The sequence below is a fragment of the Pedobacter chinensis genome, assembly GCF_003339865.1.
Classification (GTDB): domain Bacteria; phylum Bacteroidota; class Bacteroidia; order Sphingobacteriales; family Sphingobacteriaceae; genus Pedobacter; species Pedobacter chinensis.
Genome location: NZ_QPKV01000002.1, coordinates 953,469 through 974,885, shown reverse-complemented (window position 1 = coordinate 974,885; position 21,417 = coordinate 953,469). Strand labels below are relative to the sequence as shown.

Sequence of the window (21,417 nt, the reverse complement as noted above, 5' to 3'; positions counted from 1 at the left end):
CTGGTATAACAGAAAGAGAAGGCATTCAGCATTGGACTATAACACTCCCGAACAAGCCGGGCAGACCATCGCTGGGGAAAAAACAGAAGCTGCATAAAAAGGTCTCTACTTTTCTATTGCAATTCCATGTAAAGGATGATCCTTAAATTCTCTCCTTTTTTGATCAGTATTTTATCTGATTCTGAAACGGTTTTGTTATCTAGTGTCCATACATAACGGTTCATATTTCCGGTCAGGTCGAATTTCAGTTCGCGTACAGGTCCCTTTGGCAAAACCGTTTTATTTGGATCGCGGAGCATATTGTAATTCAGGGTAACAATCTTTGGTTTAGCTGCTGCCATATTTATCGCGGAATCAGAAGACGTTTTATTGCTTTCCTTTTCAGGATTTGCTGAACCAGTGATTTCCGGATACATAACCATGTTCATATCCATTATCTGATTCTGCATTTTCATGCCCTTCATTTCTGTGATGTTCCCGCTCATATCCATCATTCCATTCATCATTTTCATTCCCTCAAAGTACTTTAGCTTTGGCATTTTTCTGGCGGTTACCTTTTCTCCGCTGCCCAGCCATAATGAAGCTGACTTCGTGCGGTCTTCCGGGGTAATCAGAAACTCGTAATGCTTATTTTCCGGAATAGTAACCACCACATCGTAGGTTTCTGAAACAGCAATGATCAACCTGTCTACCTCAACAGGTTCCACATCATTTCCATCGGTAGCTACCACGGTAATCTTCCCACCTGCATATTGGAGCCAGAAATAGGAAGATGCACCTGCATTGGCTATCCGTAATCTTACTTTGTCGCCAGCTTTGAACTGAGGTTGGATATGCTGGTTTTCGCCATTGATTAAAAACTGATCATAGTAAACATCGCTGACATCCATTGCATTCATCCTCTTCCATTCATTGGCAACTTTAGTTTTGAAGTGACCGCTTTTAATCGCCTCTGCATAGCTTTGGGTAGTGCCTTTCTGAATCGAAAACCAGTCGGTAGCAGCATGCAGGCTTCTGTTCACTTCATTGGGATTCATATTGCTCCATTCACTCAATATCAGAGGAATCGAAGGAATATCCCACTCATTCCTTTTCTTAATAATAAAGGCACCATACATACCGATTTGTTCCTGAAGTCCGGTGTGGCTGTGGTACCAGTGGGTACCATGCTGCACAATTGGGAACCTGTACAAATGGGTTGCTCCGGGCTTTATAGGCATTTGGGTCAGATTGGGCACACCATCATATCTGTTGGGTAGAAAAAGCCCATGCCAATGCAATGAAGTTTCTTCTTTTAATCTGTTGTGTACATAAATCTCTGCGGTATCTCCCTGGTTAAAAGTTAGTGTAGGCATAGGAATACTGCCGTTTACTGCAATCGCCCTTTTTGCCCTGCCCCCATAATTTACAATGGTATCTGCAATATAGAGGTCGTATCTTCTTGTTTTTGGCTCGGTTGCAGAAAGCGTATGAATAGGGCCAAGGTTTGCCTTTGCTTTTTTGATGTTATTCGAGATTGCAGAATGATTTTCCATATCCATTTCTTCCGGTTTATCGGCATCAGTTTTTTCTCTTATGGATGGCATATCTGGTTTTTGATTTTTGCCTTTGGGTGCATTTGTCGTTTTGGTAATGAGTTTCATTCCACATTTCGGGCAGTTACCTTCTTTATCCGACTGAACATCAGGATGCATTGGACAAGTATAAACAGGGGTTTCTTTTCTTTCTTTCGTTGTGCCAATAATCTTTTTGTCAATTTGTGCAAAAACAGATTGGGTCAGGATAATCAAAAGTACTGTTATGGTATTTTTCATTTTAATCTTGTTAGCCTTTTGAATATGCATTCTTTTTATACTGAATGTTAAAGTGACAGTCCGTTTTCATTACAAACTTAGCCCAGACTGATGGAAGAACTTTATATAATTTTAATTAAAGATTACATGATTTGAGCAGACAATCAACTGCGGTGTTCAATATTGCATTGTTTTTCTGACTGGATTGACCATTATCATTAAAAAGATTGTTTTTATTTTAGCTGCAGATGCTACATTTGATGCTATAATATCTTCAAGAAATTTTTAATGCCTGAAAACTACCTGCTAAATCATTCTGAGTTACCGTTCCTTCAGGGCGGTGGAGAAATGGGAGAACTGATTCGTGCTAAGGATTGGTCTGGAAATCCATTGGGTGATCCGGCAAATTGGCCTTTGGCACTCAAACAAACCGTGTCCATGATGCTGAGTACGGTTTTTCCAGTGCTAATTTGTTGGGGCAAAGATTATATCCAATTGTACAATGATGCTTTTCGGCCGATAAATGGGCTCGACAAACATCCTGCTGCTATGGGCGGTAGTGCAAGGGACACTTATGCGGAGATCTGGGAAAAAATCGGTCCGATGTTCGTTGAGGTAATGAATGGGAAAACGGTTGGTTTTCCTGATTTTATGGTGGTTCTTGAACGGAATGGCTATGCAGAAGAATGTTATTTTGACTTTTCCTACAGTCCTGTTAAAGATGAGCATGGCAATATAAGCGGTGTGCTGGTAATTTGTGTGGAAACGACTGAAAAGATCATGGCAATAAGGTCCCGTGAACTTCAGCAACAAAATCTGAGAAATGTGGTTCGACAGGCACCGGTGGGCATGTGCATTGTTAAAGGAACTCCGCTTATGGTAGAGGAGGTAAACGATCTTTTTTTGGAAATCATCGGGAAAAAATGTGATGATTTTAAGGTAACGCCCTATTGGGATGTTAATGTTGAAGCAAAGGCTTTTTACGAACCAATTACTGACCGCGTACTTGCCACAGGAGAAGCTTACCATGCCAATGAGCATGAAATAGTTATGATTCGACATGGGATTGAGGAAACTGTATATGTAGACTTTGTATATGAGCCTATACTCAATACACAAGGAACGCCAGAGGCCATTATAATTGTGGCGATAGATGTTTCTGAAAAAGTAACAGCACGAATGAAAATTGAGGAGGCTGCGGAGGAAATGCAGGCGATAAATGAAGAGATGACTGCATCGAATGAGGAACTCGCAGCTGCCAACGAAAAACTTGCGGTAACAAATGAAGAACTGGAATCTGCAAATAATGAGCTTTTGGTTAGTGAGGCGCGTTTCCGAAATCTGATTCACCAATCCCCGTTTGCGATATGTGTGATCAGGGCAACAGATTTAGTGGTAAATGAGGTCAATGATGGTTATTTGCAGTTGGTGGGCAAGTCCCGTCATCAGGTTGAAAACCGAAAAATTTGGGAGGCTGTATCTGAAGCAGCTGAAGGTTATGCTGCGGTATTTCAACAGGTTATTGATACAGGGGTACCCTTCATTGCAAAGGAGCATGAAGTGGTATTGATTAAGAACGGAGTGCCTGAAAATGTTTTTTTGGATTTTGTTTATGAACCAGTTATTGAAACCAATGGGCAGGTAACATCTGTAATGGTAGTGGGAATTGATGTTACCGAGAAGGTAATGGCAAGGCGAAACATAGAAGATGTGGAGGAGCGGATACGTTTGGCGATCGACGCCGCTGAAATTGGCACTTTTGATTTTGACTATCAAAACGGGCGGTTGGTATACTCTGAGCGGTTTGCCAGAATTTTTGATATTCGTTTAAATGCCTCCCGGGAAGAAGTGATCTCCAGATATCATCCTGAAGATTCACATTTGAGTGATGAGGCGCATGAACAGGCAAAAGCTACCGGAAAGATATTTTTTGAAGCCAGATTGATCCACACAGACAAGTCGATCAGGTGGGTAAGAATACAGGGGAATGTTTACTTTGACCAGGCTGGCAAACGCCGGCGCACGGTCGGTACTATACTGGATATTACCGAATATAAACGGCTGCAGCAACAAAAGGATGATTTTATTTCCATCGCCAGCCACGAGCTTAAAACGCCGATTACAAGCCTAAAGGCTTCGCTTCAATTGCTGGAGCGTATCAAATCCAATCCGCAAGACAGAATGTCGAGGCTTATTGAACAGTGCATAAGGAGCATGACCAAAATTTCCGGATTGGTTGACGATTTGCTGAACGTAAGCAAAATGAACCAGGGGCATATGGCACTAAATAAAAAATGGTTTAATGTGTCAAAAATGTTTGATGATTATTGCGGTTATATTAAACAGGATGATTCGCATGAACTTATTTTTCTGGGTAACCGGGAACTGGAGATTTTCGCCGATGAGCACAGGATAGGGCAGGTAATCATTAATTTTGTGAATAACGCGGTTAAATATGCCCCTTATTCCAGAAAAATATACCTGAGTGCTGAACATTCCGAAAACATTGTCAGGATATCGGTGGCCGATAATGGGCCTGGCATTCCTCCGGATAAACTTCCTCATCTCTTCGATCGTTACTTTCGGGTAGATGATAGTGGTGGACAAATATCAGGTTTGGGATTAGGCCTTTACATTTGTGCCGAGATTGTGGAAAAACATGGTGGTAAGATCGGTGTCGAGAGTGTGCAGGGAAAGGGAAGTACTTTTTGGTTCGAACTGCCTGTTGTTTTATGATTTTGTTGAACACTTAAAATTTTTATATAATATCCTAAGGAATGTCAATCGGATAATAATTTTTATTCCATTGCTCATTATTAAACCTGATACCTGGCCATTTTGCAAATTTTATTATTACATAAATTTTCATCATATTGTAGGTCCGAATCAGAATTCTGAAAAGCAAAACGCGATTAATATTAACAACCGACCGGCTGACTGTGGAAAACACCAAATATTTGAAATTTCTTCCTTTCATTTTTCTTTTTATACTTGTTTCAATTTCTGCTTTTGCGGATGTAGACAGCTTACAAAAAGTTTTAAATGGTAAACTTTCCAATAGAGGCATTTATGATCAGAAAAAGGTTCAGTATATCGAAAAAATAAGAGGCGATCTTTATCAAAGCTATTCATCTTTGCAAAAACGTTATGAGAATTATGACAGGCTCTTTAATGCCTATAAATCATATATTCATGATTCAGCATATGTTTATTGCAAAAAACTGAATGAATCTGCCAGATTACTTAATGATCAAAAAAAGATACATATCTCAAAGATCAAAATGGGATTTGTACTTATTTCTGCAGGAATGTTCAAAGAGGGGCTCGATACATTAAAACTTGTGGATGTATCTAAACTTGAAGATAGAAGCAAATATGAATATTTGTTTTTGCAGGCACGAAGTCATTTTGATCTTGCGGATTATGATAAAATCAGTGATTATTATGGCAAATACAACCTCATTGGATTGAACTATTGCGATTCAATAATCAAATGGGCCAAGCCTCATTCTTATGAATACCTTTCTGCTTTAGGTTTAAAGTCAATACGTCAACAGGAATATCTTAAAGCCTCAAATGTTTATGAGCAGATTCTTCATTTAAAACAATCTTATCAGGATAGTGCTGTTAACCTGAGTTGTCTTAGTTTTACTTATTTTGAATTGAAGAAAACCCAACTTGGCCTGGAGAATTTAATTAAAGCGGCCATCATTGATAATACTCATTCCACAAAAGAGGGGGTGGCATTAACCAATTTGGCTAATTACCTTTATCAGCAAGGTGATATCAAAACCGCATTCAATTATATCAACTATGCTATTGATGATGCCAATTTTTATGGCGCCAGGCACAGAGAAGCGCAGATCAGTAATATCATGCCTATTATTCAAAGTGAAAAAGTAAATGGCATTGAGAAGCAAAAAAATCTTTTAACAATATATGCCTCAACGATTACACTTCTTGTTGTTATTGTTTTTGTTTTTGCTTTTATCACTTTAAAACAATTGAAAAAGCTGAGAATTGCAGATCGATTGATTATCGAAAAAAATGCTGATCTTAATTTTGCAAATGACTCATTAAAGATAGTTAATTCTGAACTTGATAAATCCAATAAATCGTTATCGCGGATTAATACAAAACTTGATGAAGCAAATCTGATCAAAGATGAATATATAGGTTATTTTTTCAATATACACTCGAGCTACATTGAAAAAATTGATAAACTAAAAAGATCGATAGAGAAAAATATTAAATCAGGAGATTACAATGAGATCAGTTTGATTTTGAAAAAATTAAATACCGACTTAGAAAGAGAAAATCTTTCACACAGTTTTGATAAAGTATTTTTAAATCTGTTTCCAAATTTTGTTAGTGACTTTAATGCCTTGTTTATTGAAGATTATCAGATAGAGCTCCCGGCTGAGCATTTGCTTAATACGGAGTTGCGGATATTTGCCCTGATTCGTTTGGGGATTGATGAAAATGAGACTATCGCTAAAATCCTGAATTATTCTGTAAACACCATTTACACTTATAAAACGAAGGTCAAAAACCGCTCATTTGTACCCAATGATGAATTTGAGGATAAAATTATGCAGATCAGGGCAGTTAAGGAATTATTGGAATGATTATTTCTTAAGGACTAGATAAGTATAAGGATTAAGAATAATGAAGTCTCTAACCAGGTATTCTGCTCCTGTCATTGCATTTATCCATTTCGAATTGATTAATTTTTGTGGTGTTGGGAACGAAATCTGTTGGTTCCTTAAATTAGATAATACGAAAAACTTTTCTGATCCTTTTGTTTTTGTAAATGCACATATATCTGCTGAACTGTAAGATTTTACCTGATCACTTTTCAATGCTTTGCTGTTGTTACGCAGTGCGATAATTTTTTTATATTCAGCAGTCAGCCCTGGGTTTAAGCTCCAGTCTATTTTCTTGTTTACAAAAGGAAAAACCAATTGATATGGTGTTCCAACTTCCTGTCCGTTATAAATCATTGGAATGCTGTTCATGTAGGCAGCCACTATAAAAGCCGCCATCGATCCTTTTTCTCCTCCAAAAAGATCCTGAGGAACACCGTCCGAACTGTTTACATCGTGATTAGTCGTGTATCTTACAATCTGCTGCCCGTTTGATGCTCCTTTGTGATCAACAATATTAAGGCTGTCAATCACTTTTACTGATTTCCCTTTACTATAAACTTCTTTTAGGTTTTCGAAAAACGCAAAGCCAAAATTATAATCAAAGCCAGCTTTAAAATGGTCACTTCTTTTACCTTCAGCCAGAAACATAAGTTTGTGATTGGGAATGGCTTTTAGAGAATCGATGGCTTGTTTCCAAAAATCAAATGGCGGGCCATCAGCATAATCACATCTAAAGCCATCAATATTGGCAGTAAGTACCCAGTATTTCATTGATCGGATCATCTCCGCTCTCATCTCCATATTTTTGAAATTTAATTGAGCTACATCTAACCATCCTGTATTTGGCGGACTCAATATTTTTCCCGTATCATCTTGTAAATACCATGATTTGTTTTTTATCCAGTTATGATCGAAAGCGGTATGATTTGGAACCCAATCCAGAATTACAGCCATCTTTTTGCTGTGAATGCTATCCACAAGCGTTTTCAGATCTTCCAGCTTTCCGAATTCAGGGTTTATCGATGTATAATCTCTCACACAATAGGGCGAATTAACCGAATTTAGCTTACCAATGGGGTAAACAGGCATCAGATAAATCACGTTTATACCAAGATGTTTAATGGAATCCAGTCTGGATAAAATCCCTTTAAAGTTACCCTCTTTGCTGAAAGCCCTGATATTGATCTGATATAATATGACATCACTACGCTTTGGCAAATTTGAAATGCTTTGTGCTATGACGCTCGTTATTGCTAAAAAATGGAATAAAATAATGATGATCAGGAATTTTCTCATATAGAGGTATTATGATTGATTGGCCAAAATACGATTGATAGCGGTTATATGGATATGAGGCCTGGCCAGATATAGAAAATAGTTTTCAATATAAGAGTTAAGTTTTTATAAATAAGTGGTTTACGTTTATTTTTTATATAGATGAATATGAATGAGAAAAGAAGTATCATTTTGGTTTTTAACTACTTCTCTATGATTTTTATGCTAAAAACTATCTATATTATCTAGCTTGCTTTTTTAGATTAAATAGCTGATAGTCAATCATTTGATTTGATATTGTTCTTTATATTTTTAATATTCAAATTTCAGGATATTGATTTTTCCTCAAAACCTCTCTTACTTTGATCAACGAAGCCATTAACGATCGGCTAACCATTTTCAACCAAATATAATCTATATGAAACAAGTTTACTTGTACAAGTATGGTCTTTCCATACTGCTCTTAATTTTTTCTATTAATGTATTTGCTCAAAGCAACGTCTTTAAAGGCAAAATTGTCGACGAGCGAAATTTACCGCTTCCTGGCGTAAGTATTAAAGTGAAAGAGACGGCTCAGGGTCTTACTACAGACAATGATGGAAACTTTCAATTCAGTTCGGCCAATAAAGGTCCGCTAACTTTATCCATCAGTTATGTAGGCTACGATCTTATAGAAAAAATTATTAATTCCGGACAGTCGATTACTGTGGCATTGATTCCCAATGCACAATCCCTTTCTGAAGTTGTGGTTGTTGGATACGGCACGGTAAAGAAATCTGATTTGACTGGCGCAGTATCTACAATTGGCAGTAAAGATCTTAATCCGGGTGCAATTACCAATCCCTTACAACAATTAACCGGCAAGGCGGCTGGTGTAAACATTACACAAACCGGGAGCGAACCAGGAACTTCTCCAAGTGTAAGAATCAGGGGAATCACATCCTTAATTGGAGGGAATGATCCTTTAGTGGTTATTGATGGAGTTCAGGGAAATATGGATCTTTTAACACAGGTTCCACCCAGTGAGATTGAATCTGTTGATGTATTGAAAGATGCATCTGCAACGGCTATATATGGCTCACGAGGTGCTCCAGGCGTTATTATCATCACAACCAAAAAGAATAAAGCAGGCAAATCAAGTGTAGATTATACCGCTAATGCGTCTGTTGATGTACTTCCAAAAGGCCTGAAGATGTTAAATGCTGACCAGTGGTGGGAACAGGCACAGCTTTACAATGTACCTGCCTCTGCTAACCATGGTTCAAGTACAGATTGGTACAATCTGCTTACTCAAACAGGCGTTACCCAAAATCATACCATTGCCTTTGGTGGTGGAGCCAACAGTTTTAATTACAGGGCATCAGTTTCGGCTATTTTACAAACAGGGTCGGTAATCAAATCTGATTATAAAAATTATATCGCCAGGTTACAGGCCACTCAAAAAGCTTTTGATGATAAGCTGACCTTAACAATGAATCTGAACAACGGTATCAATAACACCAATTACAGTCCTACTGGAGTTGGAAGAGAAAGTTTCCGTTCAAATTTAATTACCAATACTTATGTAACCCGGCCTACAGATCCTGTTTACAATACTGACGGAACTTATTATTCAGATCCAAACGTATTTCAATATATCAATCCTTATGCTGTGGCCAATACTGTGGTAAATGAAAACCATATTAACAGTTTGTTTGGCAGTCTGCGTGCAGATCTTCAATTATACAAAGGACTAAGTTTAGGCTGGTTTGGAAGCTGGAGAAAGGTTGATGGAAATTCAGGATATTATTTGCCTGCCTCTTCTACCGTTGCTGCTGCAATTGATAATCAAGGCATCGCGAACATCAATAATTTTCACAACGATGAGAAGTTAATGGATATCAGCTTAAATTATAAAGTGAATTTTAACGATCATAGTTTTGACGCTGTTGCTGTTTATGAAACACAAGGACAAACCTATAACGGAAATTTTGCGCAGGCAAAGGGTTTTATCAATGATATTGCTACCTATAATGCACTCCAGTTGGGCGATCTTTCTAAAGTTACCCCTGGCGATATTTCTTCTTACAAAAATGATAGAAATCTGGTTTCTTTTTTAGGCAGGGTAAATTATTCTTATAAAAACCGTTACCTGTTAACAGCCAGCTTCAGGAGAGATGGATCATCGGTATTTGGTGTTAATCACAAATGGGGCAATTTTCCTTCAGGATCCGTTGCCTGGAAAATTGACGAGGAACCTTTCATGAAAAATCAGAAGATTTTCAGTTCGCTTAAATTGCGTGGAGGATTTGGTGTTACCGGTAATCAACAAGGGCTTTCGCCACAAGGTTCATTACAATTAGTAGGTTATTCTGGTGTAACTTATTTTGGCGGTGCACCCATAACAAACTTTGTGGTAAGCCAGAATGCTAATCCCGATCTGCGTTGGGAAACACGTAAACAAACCAATGTTGGTTTAGATTTTGCCATACTTAACGGGCGTTTATTTGGTACTTTTGATGCTTTTACCGCAACAACTGATAACCTGTTATTTGGATATACCGTACCTCAACCGCCATTCCCATACCCTAATATTACTGCAAATGTGGGCAGTATATTAAATAAGGGCCTTGAACTTTCCCTGAGTTATGATTTAATTAAAACTGAAAATACTGTTTTAACGATTGCAGGAAACGGCTCATTGCTAAGGAACAAAGTCATTAGTTTGAGTGGAAATATTGCAGGTGTTCCCTTAAACACGAATTATGTTTCATGGGGCATAAATTCTTATCTGATTGAAGGGATGCCAATCGGAACTTACAATATTTTACAGCATGCGGGGAAAAATGCCTCGAACGCAGAAATAGTAGCCGATTTAAATGGCGATGGAATTATAGATCAGGGAAATCAAAGTCCTGACAGGGTTATTCAAGGCTCTGCGATTCCGAAATATACTTATGCCTTCACACCAGGTTTCAGGTATAAAAACTTTGATGCTTCAATGGTTTGGAGAGGATCAGGCGGAAACAAGATATACAATACCATCCGTCCGAGCCTTAGTTATTTTGAGAATTTAGGTAAGTCAAATGTATTGGAAAGTGCTGTTCCGCTGGGATTATACACTTCACAATACAGTTCAAATTTATGGCTTGAAAACGGTGCCTTTTTAAGATGGGAGAACCTTTCATTCGGTTATACGGTAAAAACTGAGAAAATCAAATATTTGAGTTCTCTTAGGTTTTCACTTACCGGAGCAAACCTATTATTGATCACAAAATATACCGGGATAGATCCCGAATTGAATGTGAGTGGTGGTAGTGGCTCAGGCGCTGACGGTGGAATTTATCCAAGAACAAGGACATTCTCATTGGGTTTAAATGTGGTTTTTAAATAATAATGAACATGAAAAAATTTTTAACAGTCATTATCATTATCGCAGTGGCAACACAGAGTTGCAAAAAGATAAATGAGAATGTTTACGATAAATATTCAGCTACAGAATTTTATGGTTCAGCTAAAGGGGCTGATGTAGCACTTGCAAATGTATATTCACAAGTATCGGGAAACTGGGGTACCGGATATGCCGGTGCTGATAACTGTTGGTATGACCTCAATACCATGTCATCAGATGAGCAGGTAATTCCACATCGAAACACAGGAGATTGGCAGCTCGATTTTGCTCAGCTTTATCAGCGTCAATGGTTGCCTACTTCAGGCATCATTAACAATACCTGGAACTGGCTTTATAAATCAATTTATACTGCCAACCTTGCAATAGATCAACTACAGCAATCAAATGCAGAGGCCTCAAAAATTGCAGAAGCGAAAGTTTTGCGTGCTTTCTTCTATTACCTTTTGATAGATGATTTTGGATCAGTTCCATTTTATACTGATAATAACATCACAGTAGATAAAATACCACAGGCCAGCAGAACAACAGTTTATAACTTCGTTGTTAAGGAACTTACCGAGAACGTTGACCAACTGATGGAAACCAAGGGTGGGGTATACTATGGCAGGTTTAATAAATGGGCAGGATATGCTTTGTTAGCAAAGGTTTATCTTAATGCAGAGGTATATACCGGAACTGCAAAATGGGCAGAATGCCTTGCTTCCTGCAATAAAGTTGCTCAGGGTGGTTTTACGCTTCATCCGGGCGGAGCAAATGCTGCAAGCCCGCTTGGTTATCAATACTACGAATTGTTTGGCGATAAATTACCTGATGATGAAACCATTCTTGCAATTTATGCCACGGCAGACATTGTTTCAAGAAATATTTATGCACTGCGTAGCGTAAACGGACCTAACGGCGTGGCTTTATTTGGTTTCAGCGGATGGAATGGAACAATAGTTCCGCGTACATACTATGAAAGATATGACAATAATGATATTAGAAAAAAGCAATTTCTTGTGGGGCCACAACCAGGTGGAGTAACTTATACATTGGATGTGACATCACTTGATAATCCAGGAGCCGGCCCTACCGAAGGAATAAGGAATGTGAAATTTTTCCCTGTTCCGCCACAAAATGGAAGTGGGGAATCGAATGATTTTCCTATCTATCGCTATGCTGATATTTTATTAATGCAAGCAGAATGCAATGTGCGTTTAGGTAATGCAGCCGCGGCCAAACCATTTATCGATCAGATCAGACAAAGAGCAGGCTTAGGTGCGTTATCGGCCAATCCAACTTTGGAAGATGTGTATAACGAACGTGGTTTTGAACTGAACTGGGAAGGACACCGCAGGCAAGACATGATCAGGTTTAATAAATTCCTGCTCGCACGAGACTTTGCTCCGGCAGTTCAACCCTTTAGGTTATTGTTCCCAATTCCAACAAGTGCACTTAATGCTAACTCAGGTTTAAAACAAAATCCAGGCTATTAATTATCCCAACGATGAAAAAAATTATATATCTTTTTATAATTCTTTGTGCAGGGCTTTTTCAGTCGTGTAGAAAAGATAAAGAACTGACTGTGCTAAAATCTGTTGCTTTTAGTTCTTCATTAACCGTTAACAAGTCTGCAGTAATCTTATCAGTCGCTAATGATACTTCATCAGTAGTCACTTTTTCATGGCCATCAGTAACTTTCCCTATAAAAGCTTCAGTAACCTATACTTTGGAAGTTGATGTTCCTTCAGATACGGTTGGCAGTGCTGCATGGGGAAATGCCACAAGTGTTCCGATAGGTGACGATGTATTAAGTAAAACTTATAAAGGAAAAGACCTGAATACTTTAGCCTTGTCGATGGGTATTGCAAGTGGAACAACGGGCAGTTTGGTATTCCGTGTGAAAGCCTATCAGGATCGTGCAATTTATAGTAAGGCGGTTTCTCTTAATGTAACAACCTATTTAGCTCAGCCTGTATACCCGTTATTGTATATTCCCGGCGATTATCAAGGATGGTCTCCTGCAACAGCACCAACGGCAGCGGCACTCCAACCGAAAATTTATGAGGGTTACATTTATATCCCGGCAGGAGTAACCAATTATTTTAAAATGACTTCGGCAATGGATTGGAATCATATTAACTATGGTGACGCCGGAGGTGGAAAAATTTCCGTTGATGGAAATGCTCCCGGACTTATTGCACCTGATGCCGGTTATATCCAGGTTTCTGTTAACCTGAACAATAATACCTGGTCGGCCACTAAAACCACCTGGTCTATCTTAGGTGATGCATCTCCCGGGGGATGGAGTACAGATACGCAGCTAACTTATAATCCAACTACAGAAGTTTGGACCGTTACGGCAGACATGCTTTCAACCGGTTCATTCAAATTTAGGGCAAATAATGCCTGGATCATAGATTTTGGAGTGGATGCGAATGGTAAACTGGCTTATGCAGATAATCCGGTATATGGATATGATCCTACGGTAAATAACATTACGGTGCCATCAAGTGGTAATTATACCATTACGCTTGATCTGCATGATCCATCAAATTACAACTTTAAGCTAAAGAAAAATTAATTACCTGTAAATGGGAATACCATTGCCAGATCGACTAAACCAATATGAAATACCATTATAAACACACCATGCTCAGGGCGCTTTTGTTCTTCAGTATATCGCTTTTTGCCTTTTGCAAAAAGGATGGGAATAAGATTGTTCCAGATACTTCATATCCTCAGTATGGCACACCATTCGCAGGTGTGCCCAATACTACAGATGCCATTATTTACCAGGTAAATTTAAGGGCCTTTAGTCAGGAAGCTAATTTTAAAGGTGTAACAGCTAAAATGGATTCCATCAAATCATTGGGCGTAAATGTGGTTTACCTCATGCCAATTTATCCAGTTGGTGTTTTAAAATCTGCTGGAGGATTAGGTTCTCCGTATGCGGTAAAAGATTACAAATCGGTAAACACGGAATTTGGCAGTCTTGAAGATCTAAGAAGTCTTGTTAACGCAGCACATGATAGAAATATGGCTGTAATGTTAGATTGGGTTGCCAGTCATACCGCCTGGGATAATGCATGGATCAGTAATAAAAACTGGTACAAGCAAGATGTGAATGGAAATATTATTTCTCCAGCCGGAACAAATTGGACAGATGTTGCTGCTCTGGATTATTCCAAGCAGGATATGAGATTAGCGATGATAGATGCCATGAAGTATTGGGTTTTTAATGCCAATATTGATGGTTTCCGTTGTGATGCTGCCGATTTTGTTCCCTTCGATTTTTGGAAACAAGCCAATGATGCATTAAAAGGCATTACCACACATAAATTATTAATGCTGGCCGAAGGTACACGAAATGATCATTTTAAAGCTGGTTTTCAAATGGTTTACGGCTTTAATTATTATTCTACTTTGGAGAACAAAATTTTTGGAAATTCAAACTCCGTTACACTTCTGCAAGATTTGAATACCAGTGAATACGCCACCGCATTACCAGGATCTCAGGTAGTGAGATATATTACCAATCACGATGTTTACCTCACAGATGGAAGCCCGGTAGATATATATGGCGGAAAAACAGGATCAATGTCTGCATTTCTGGTAACTGCTTTTATGAAGGGTGTTCCGATGATTTATAACGGCCAGGAAATAGGATGCGCCAGATCAATGGATTTCTTTTACCGTACTCCAATTGATTGGACCACCAATCCAGAGATGAAAGCGGAATATAAAAAGATCATTAATTTCAGAAAAGGTAGTGATGCGGTAAAGAATGGCGATTTGGCCTTATATAGCAGTGATGACGTTGCTGCATTCACGAAATCCAATGCCAATCAAAAAGTGTTTGTTGTGGCCAGCTTCCGTGGAAATCCCACCACTTATACCGTTCCAACAGCGCTTAAAGGTAGCTGGAAAAATGCTTTTACTGGCGCATCGGTTACTTTAAATGATCAATTGTTCCTTCAGCCTTTTCAGCACATGGTTCTAGTTAAATAGAGAGATTCAAAATAATTTGCACTTACCCTGATATTTTTAACCAAGCTTACCTTATGTCTTTAAAAAGAAATCTTTTTTACAGTTTAATTTTTTCAATGCTCGTTCTGAAATGTTTTTCACAATCTTCAACGCCAGTTTCAGTAAGAATGAAAAATGTGGGCTTTACTTTTACGCTTAATGCAAAAGGTGTACCGCAATATGCCGTCTCTTATTCCAAAAATAATGCAATTCTTCCTTCGTCCTTAGGTTTTAAATTGGATCAGAATGTTTCGCTTACCGAAAATTTCAGATTGATCAAAGTAGATTCAGTATCTGTTGATGAAACCTGGAAACCGGTTTGGGGTGAAGTATCACAAATCAGAAATCATTACAAGCAGTTAACCGTACATTTGGCACAGCAGGGAGAAAAACCAATTTTACTGGATATTGTATTTCGAATATTTGAAGATGGAGTAGGGTTTCGCTATGAGTTTCCAGCTCAACAAAATCTGAAATCATTCATTGTTAAAGATGAAGTGACGGAATTTAATATGACCGGAGACCACAAGACTTTCTGGATTCCGGCAGATTTCGATTCCAATGAATATAAATATACTTCCTCACCTTTAAGTCAGATTAATGCCCATAAATGGGATTTGATTTCGAGTGGAAAAATTGAAGTGAATATTCCGGATCAATATGCTGTGCAAACACCATTAATGATGAAATCTGCAAACGGTTTGTATATCAATATACATGAAGCGGCTTTAATTGATTATTCGTCAATGCAATTACATGTTGACCGTAGAAATTTTAAGCTTACCTCCAGTCTTGTACCTGATGCAAGAGGAAATAAGGCCTATATGCGTTCGCCTTTCAAAACACCTTGGCGAACAATTATCGTGAGTGATCGGGCAACTGATATTTTATCTTCAAAAATGATATTGAATTTGAACGAGCCATCTAAAATCGAAAATACTTCATGGATTAAACCAATGAAATTTATGGGTGTTTGGTGGGAAATGCAGGTAGGCAGAACCAGTTGGAATTACACCGATCAGATGGATAGCTTATATTTAAAGGGAAAATATATTCCAAATGGCCGCCATGCAGCCAATACCGAAAATGTTAAACACTACATCGATTTTGCCGCTAAAAACGGCATTGAAGGTTTATTGGTTGAAGGTTGGAATAAGGGCTGGGAAGAGTGGACAGATGATAAGGAAGAGAAGTTTGATTTCGTAACACCTTATCCTGATTTTGATGTACAGGAAATTTCTGCTTATGCCAAACAGAATGGTGTTAAAATGATTATGCACAATGAAACAGGGGGTGGGGCCACCAGTTATGAGAGACAAATGGATACTGCTTTTCGTTTTATGAATAAGTATGGTTATGGTTCGCTTAAAACAGGTTATGTTTCAGGAATTATCCCCAGGGGAGAGCACCATGATGGACAGTGGATGGTAAACCATTATATCCGTTCCATAGAAAAAGCAGCTCAGCATCACGTTACTATCGATATTCATGAACCAACGAGGCCAACAGGTTTACACCGTACCTATCCAAATTTTCTGGCTTCTGAAGCAGGCAGAGGGAATGAATGGAATTTCTTTATCGATGGAAATCCACCGGAACATGAAACTATCCTTCCTTTTACACGCCTGATTGGTGGCCCGATGGACTATACGCCGGGTGTTTTTAAGCTTAGAAATTATGCTCCGGGGGCGCCCGACCGACAAATGCATTCAACCCTGGCGAAGCAATTGGCACTTTATGTAACCATGTATAGCCCGTTGCAAATGGCTGCAGATATTCCGGAGAATTATGAACCGCACATGGATGCGTTTAAGTTTATACAAGATGTTGCAGTAGATTGGGACGATACGAAAGTTATTGCCGCAGAACCTGGAGCATATATCACAATAGCTAGAAAAGCCAAAGGCAAAGATGATTGGTTTATTGGAGCCATTACTGGCGAGGATAAAAGAAAATCAACATTGAGCCTGGATTTTCTTGATAAAAACAAAAAATATATCGCAACGATTTATGGCGATGGTAAAGATGCAGACTGGAAAACCAATCCAGAATCATATGAGATTAAAAGTGTCTCCGTAAATAGAAACAGCAAATTGAAACTTTTACTGGCTTCTGGTGGAGGAACAGCAATACACATAAAGCCGATTAATTAAATTTTTAAGAAAAAACAACATAAAAGCATTTAAACGGGATGGCACCTAATCCGGTTTTTCAACATATTCACTGGGTGTCATTCCAAACTGCTTTTTAAACTCCCGGCTAAAATACTTACGGTCTGTAAATCCAACCATATATCCAATTTCATATACTTTGAACTGTTTCTCCTGAAGTAATTGTGCAGCTCTTTTTAAGCGAATCGATTTAGAAAAATCATTTACAGACATATCTGTGAGTGCTTTGATCTTTTTATACAATACAGATTGGCTCATGCCTATTTTTTCAGAAAGAATTTCTACCCCGAAATGTTCATTTTCCATATTCTCTTCTATAATCTGAATAAGTTTGGAAAGAAATCTTTCATCCATAGAATCAACAATCATCCGGGTTGGTTCGAGCACAAAAGATTGACTGAACTTTTTACGCATGGTTTCGCGCCCATTTAATAGATTGCGTACGTTCAGTTGAAGGATTTTACTACTAAATGGTTTGGTAAGATAAAGGTCTGCTCCACCTGATAATCCATGGATCTGATCGTTTTCTGAGGTTTTGGCAGTTAAAAGTATAACTGGAATGTGGCTTGTTCTTTGATCTGTTTTTAGTTTGTCACAAAGTGTAAAACCATCCATTTCCGGCATCATGACGTCACTGATGATCAGGTCTGGAATTTCTGTTATGGCTTTTTCCCAACCTTCTGATCCATTTTCTGCAATGTTGATGTGGTAATTATTTTCAAGAGCTTCTTTAATCAATAACCTGAGTTCCGAATGATCTTCTATAATTAATATGCTTTGTTTTTGATCCGTACGCTGGAGTAGAAGATTTTGAGTTATTAGCTCTTTTTCCTTAACGTTCACATCTGGCGCAAAATTAAAATCATGTAACACCTTGGGTGGTTGCAGGTATGATGAGTTTCTAAAGTGTTCATTACCGGATAACAAAGTTACGGTAAAGTTTGTATATCCTGAGGAATTTTGAGTTGAAGGAATGCTGGTGACATTAATTTCTCCATTATGAAGTGTTACAACGTTTTTGGAAAGTGCCAGTCCGATTCCATACCCTGTGTTTTGTATGTTGTGGTCGTTGACCTGGAAGAAGTTAGTGAATAACTGGTCCAGATATTCAGTAGCGATACCACGTCCTGTATCAGCCACGCTAATAATAATCTTATTCTTCTTTTTTTGTATATTAATAGTAATGCTTCCTCCTGAAGGTGTGAATTTGAAGGCATTTGAAATCAGGTTAAAAAAAACTTTTTCAAGTTGTTCTTTATCAAAATATAGCAGGATTGGATTTTCTTCGTATACGAGCGAAAATTTAATATTCTTTTTTCTGGATAATTCCGTGAAAGAATTATAGATATCCTGGATAAATAAAACCAGATTATACTCTGCTATGTGAAGTTTCAGATTGTTTGTTTCCGCTTTTCTAAAGTCCATAAGTTCACTTACAAGTTTCAGTAAACGATCTGCATTGAGTTTTACACTAGTTAAGTGCTTGCTTATTGTTGCATTGTTCTGATTGCTGTCCATCATTTTTTCAATCGGGGCCATAATGAGAGTTAAATGCGTCCTGATCTCATGAGATACATTAGTAAAGAAATTCAACTTAACCTGATGGAGTTCTTCATCTTTGGTAATCAGCTGTCTTAAATAAAAAAACCTCGTAATAAAAAAGAGTATTACCGCCAGTAAAATAACATAAATGCAAAATGCCCACCATGTTTTGTAAAATGGAGGAAGTATTTCTATCTGTAAGCTTGCAGGAATACTCCATACACCATCATTATTTGCTCCTTTTACCAATAAATTATAGGTTCCGGAAGGAAGATTTGTGTAAGCGGCAACTGGAATATTGGTTTCTACCCACTGATCATTGATGCCTTTCAGCTTATATGCATATTTGTTTTTGTCAGATTTTATATAATTAAGCAAGGCGAATTCAATTGTAAAAATATTCTGGTCATGCCTGAATTGTAGTTTTTTAGTAAAGCCAAGATCCTGCTGTAATAATCCATCAGGTGCATTTATTTTAACAGGGGTATTAAATAATTTAAGGCCCGTAAATTCAATAGGCGCTCTATAGTTGTTTTTTTGAATCTGGCTCGGAAAGAAATGCGTAAGACCATTATATCCTCCAAAAAACAGTTCGCCATTTTTGTTTGCAAAAAACGAATTGTAATTAAATTCATCTCCCGCAATTCCATCACTTGTGGTATAGGTTTGGAAAGTTTTATAAACCGGATCAAACTTATTTAGGCCATTTGATGTACTGATCCAAAGCTGTTGTTTATTATCTTCAATTATTCCTAATACATTGTTGTTTGATAATCCATCTTTTGTAGTATAGATATGAGCAAATTTCTGAATTTTAGGATCATGGCATGTTAATCCACCATAATAAAGCCCTATCCAAACATTGCCTTTAGTATCTTCTGTTATACAGTTTATATAGTTGGAATTATTGCTTACGCTATTGCTGCCCTTCGGCAGTTTATAGGAACGTATAGTGCCCAGGGTTTTGGAGTATACATATAAGCCAGTTGTGGCTGCAATCCAGATGTTTTTCCGGGAATCTTCAAAAAGAACTTTAATGTTTTTATCCTCCAGTATTTTTATTGCTGAAGGAGCAATCAAGGGAATCAGGTTAGTGTTTGTTTTGTTAAAAATTCTTAATCCACTCTGGCTACCAACCCAAAATGTTCCATAACTATCTTCGAGAATAGCGACAATTTCAGAACGGGTGGTGTTTAAATCCGATTTACGGCTTAAAAAATGCCTGAACTTCTTTGTTGATGGCACAAACAGGTTTAATCCGCCGCCATGCGTACCAATCCACAAATTGCCAGAACGATCCTTGTAAGTGATTTTTATTAGGTCTGATCCAAGACTTTGACTATCAGTAGGTTTGTGCTTATATGCCGTAAATGTACCTTTAGTCCAATCATAATAATTTATTCCACCTCCTTCGGTGCCTATCCAAAGATCATTGTCATCTGCCTCAGAAATGGAGCTCACCACGTTATGGCTAATTCCCGGAAGTTTATCATTGTATTGCCAGCTTGTAAAGTTGGTTGGGTTGGCATAAACTACGTTTACGCCGCCATAATAGGTTCCAATCCAAACTGATCCATTCAAATCCTCAAATATGCTGTAAATTGAATTTTGATTTAAACTTTGAAGATTGGCTTTACGATGCTGGAAAGTTCGAAAGGTTTTCGTTAATGGATTTAATATACTCAATCCTTCCTGTGTGCCTATCCAAAGTTCTCCCGAAGAATTTTTAACAATTCTGCGGATGGCATTGTGTACAATGCTATTTCCATTACCTTCCTGATGCAAATACGACGTAAATTTCTGTGTTGTTTTATTGAACATGTTTAAGCCACCATTTTCGGTTGCTATCCATAAGTTTCCCTGGTTATCTTCTACAATACCAGTTATGGCATTATCGCTGATACTGCCTGCCGTTTTAGAACTTATAAAAGTTTTAATAACATAAAGCCGTTTATTAAATAGCACTTGTGTAAGGCCATTGTTAGTGCCAATCCATAAAAACCCGTCGTTATCTTCGTAAATGGTTAATACCTCATCTATTGCAATAGAAGAAGGTAATCCAATATTTCCTGCAGAGATGAAGTGATTTGTGTGGCGGTTTATGAGTAAATAAAGTCCGTGATTTGTAGCAACCCACAAATGGCCTTTCCCGTCTTCATAAATGTTTTTGATTCCGTTATAATGATATTTTGGATTTGCCTGCGTTAAATAAATTCTTTCAAATGTATTTTTTTGAGGATTGAATCTGTTCAAGCCGTTTGCAGTTCCAACCCACAATACGCCTTTGGTATCACTATATAAGGCAGTAATGTAATCATCTGTTAAAGTGCTGGAATCGGTGGCATTGCTTTTATATAAACGAAATTGATTACCATCATACCTGTTGAGTCCAAATCTGGAACCATACCACATAAATCCATGGTTATCCTGAGCAATTGAAAATATTGAGTTCTGTGATAAGCCATTTTCTGTGATCAAATGGTTAAAGATGAGATCCTGTGCTTTACAATATAAATTCAGAATGATAATAGTAGATATGAAAAGGAGTTTTTTTTTCATTTCAGGGATGTGATTTATAAAATAATAAG

Annotated in this window: 10 protein-coding genes; 7 read left to right on the top strand and 3 right to left on the bottom strand. The window is 37.9% G+C overall.

All coding sequences use genetic code 11. The features are described from left to right. Window positions 1-113 precede the first annotated feature (113 nt). Complete coding sequence (locus DU508_RS05380) at window positions 114-1,814, bottom strand: multicopper oxidase domain-containing protein (RefSeq protein WP_115401832.1); 1,701 nt, start codon at window positions 1,812-1,814, stop codon at window positions 114-116. 267 nt (window positions 1,815-2,081) lie between these two features. Here DU508_RS05380 and DU508_RS05375 point away from each other — a divergent pair, with 267 nt between their 5' ends. Both DU508_RS05375 and DU508_RS05365 read left to right on the top strand, forming a co-directional pair. Next, a complete protein-coding gene (locus DU508_RS05375) occupies window positions 2,082-4,529 on the top strand; it encodes an ATP-binding protein (protein ID WP_115401773.1) in 2,448 nt (815 codons plus the stop codon). A gap of 203 nt (window positions 4,530-4,732) precedes the next feature. After that, window positions 4,733-6,421, top strand: coding sequence for a DUF6377 domain-containing protein (locus DU508_RS05365; RefSeq protein ID WP_147273590.1), 1,689 nt, complete (start codon window positions 4,733-4,735; stop codon window positions 6,419-6,421). Here the strand turns inward: DU508_RS05365 and DU508_RS05360 are convergent, their stop codons facing one another. Continuing rightward, entirely contained in the window at window positions 6,422-7,738 is a 1,317-nt protein-coding gene (locus DU508_RS05360; RefSeq protein ID WP_115401770.1) for an alpha-amylase family glycosyl hydrolase, read from the bottom strand. Between the two features lie 397 nt (window positions 7,739-8,135). Here DU508_RS05360 and DU508_RS05355 point away from each other — a divergent pair, with 397 nt between their 5' ends. From DU508_RS05355 to DU508_RS05335, 5 genes are read left to right on the top strand one after another with little or no spacing between them, the layout of a single operon-like run. Then, the gene (locus tag DU508_RS05355; RefSeq protein WP_115401769.1) at window positions 8,136-11,090 is read left to right on the top strand and encodes a SusC/RagA family TonB-linked outer membrane protein; all 2,955 of its coding nucleotides are present in this window, start codon (window positions 8,136-8,138) and stop codon (window positions 11,088-11,090) included. Between the two features lie 8 nt (window positions 11,091-11,098). After that, window positions 11,099-12,583, top strand: coding sequence for a RagB/SusD family nutrient uptake outer membrane protein (locus DU508_RS05350; protein ID WP_199562646.1), 1,485 nt, complete (start codon window positions 11,099-11,101; stop codon window positions 12,581-12,583). Between the two features lie 11 nt (window positions 12,584-12,594). Then, window positions 12,595-13,671, top strand: a complete 1,077-nt coding sequence (locus DU508_RS05345; RefSeq protein WP_115401767.1) for a SusE domain-containing protein — start codon at window positions 12,595-12,597, stop codon at window positions 13,669-13,671. A 44-nt stretch (window positions 13,672-13,715) separates the two neighbouring features. Continuing rightward, complete coding sequence (locus tag DU508_RS05340) at window positions 13,716-15,098, top strand: alpha-amylase family glycosyl hydrolase (RefSeq protein WP_115401766.1); 1,383 nt, start codon at window positions 13,716-13,718, stop codon at window positions 15,096-15,098. A gap of 53 nt (window positions 15,099-15,151) precedes the next feature. Beyond that, on the top strand, window positions 15,152-17,269 hold the full coding sequence (locus DU508_RS05335) for a glycoside hydrolase family 97 protein (protein ID WP_115401765.1): 2,118 nt from the start codon (window positions 15,152-15,154) through the stop codon (window positions 17,267-17,269). 45 nt (window positions 17,270-17,314) lie between these two features. Here DU508_RS05335 and DU508_RS05330 read toward each other — a convergent pair whose 3' ends face one another. Further along, window positions 17,315-21,388 (bottom strand): hybrid sensor histidine kinase/response regulator transcription factor, encoded by a 4,074-nt coding sequence (locus DU508_RS05330; protein ID WP_115401764.1) that lies wholly within the window; start codon window positions 21,386-21,388, stop codon window positions 17,315-17,317. Window positions 21,389-21,417: the final 29 nt, after the last annotated feature.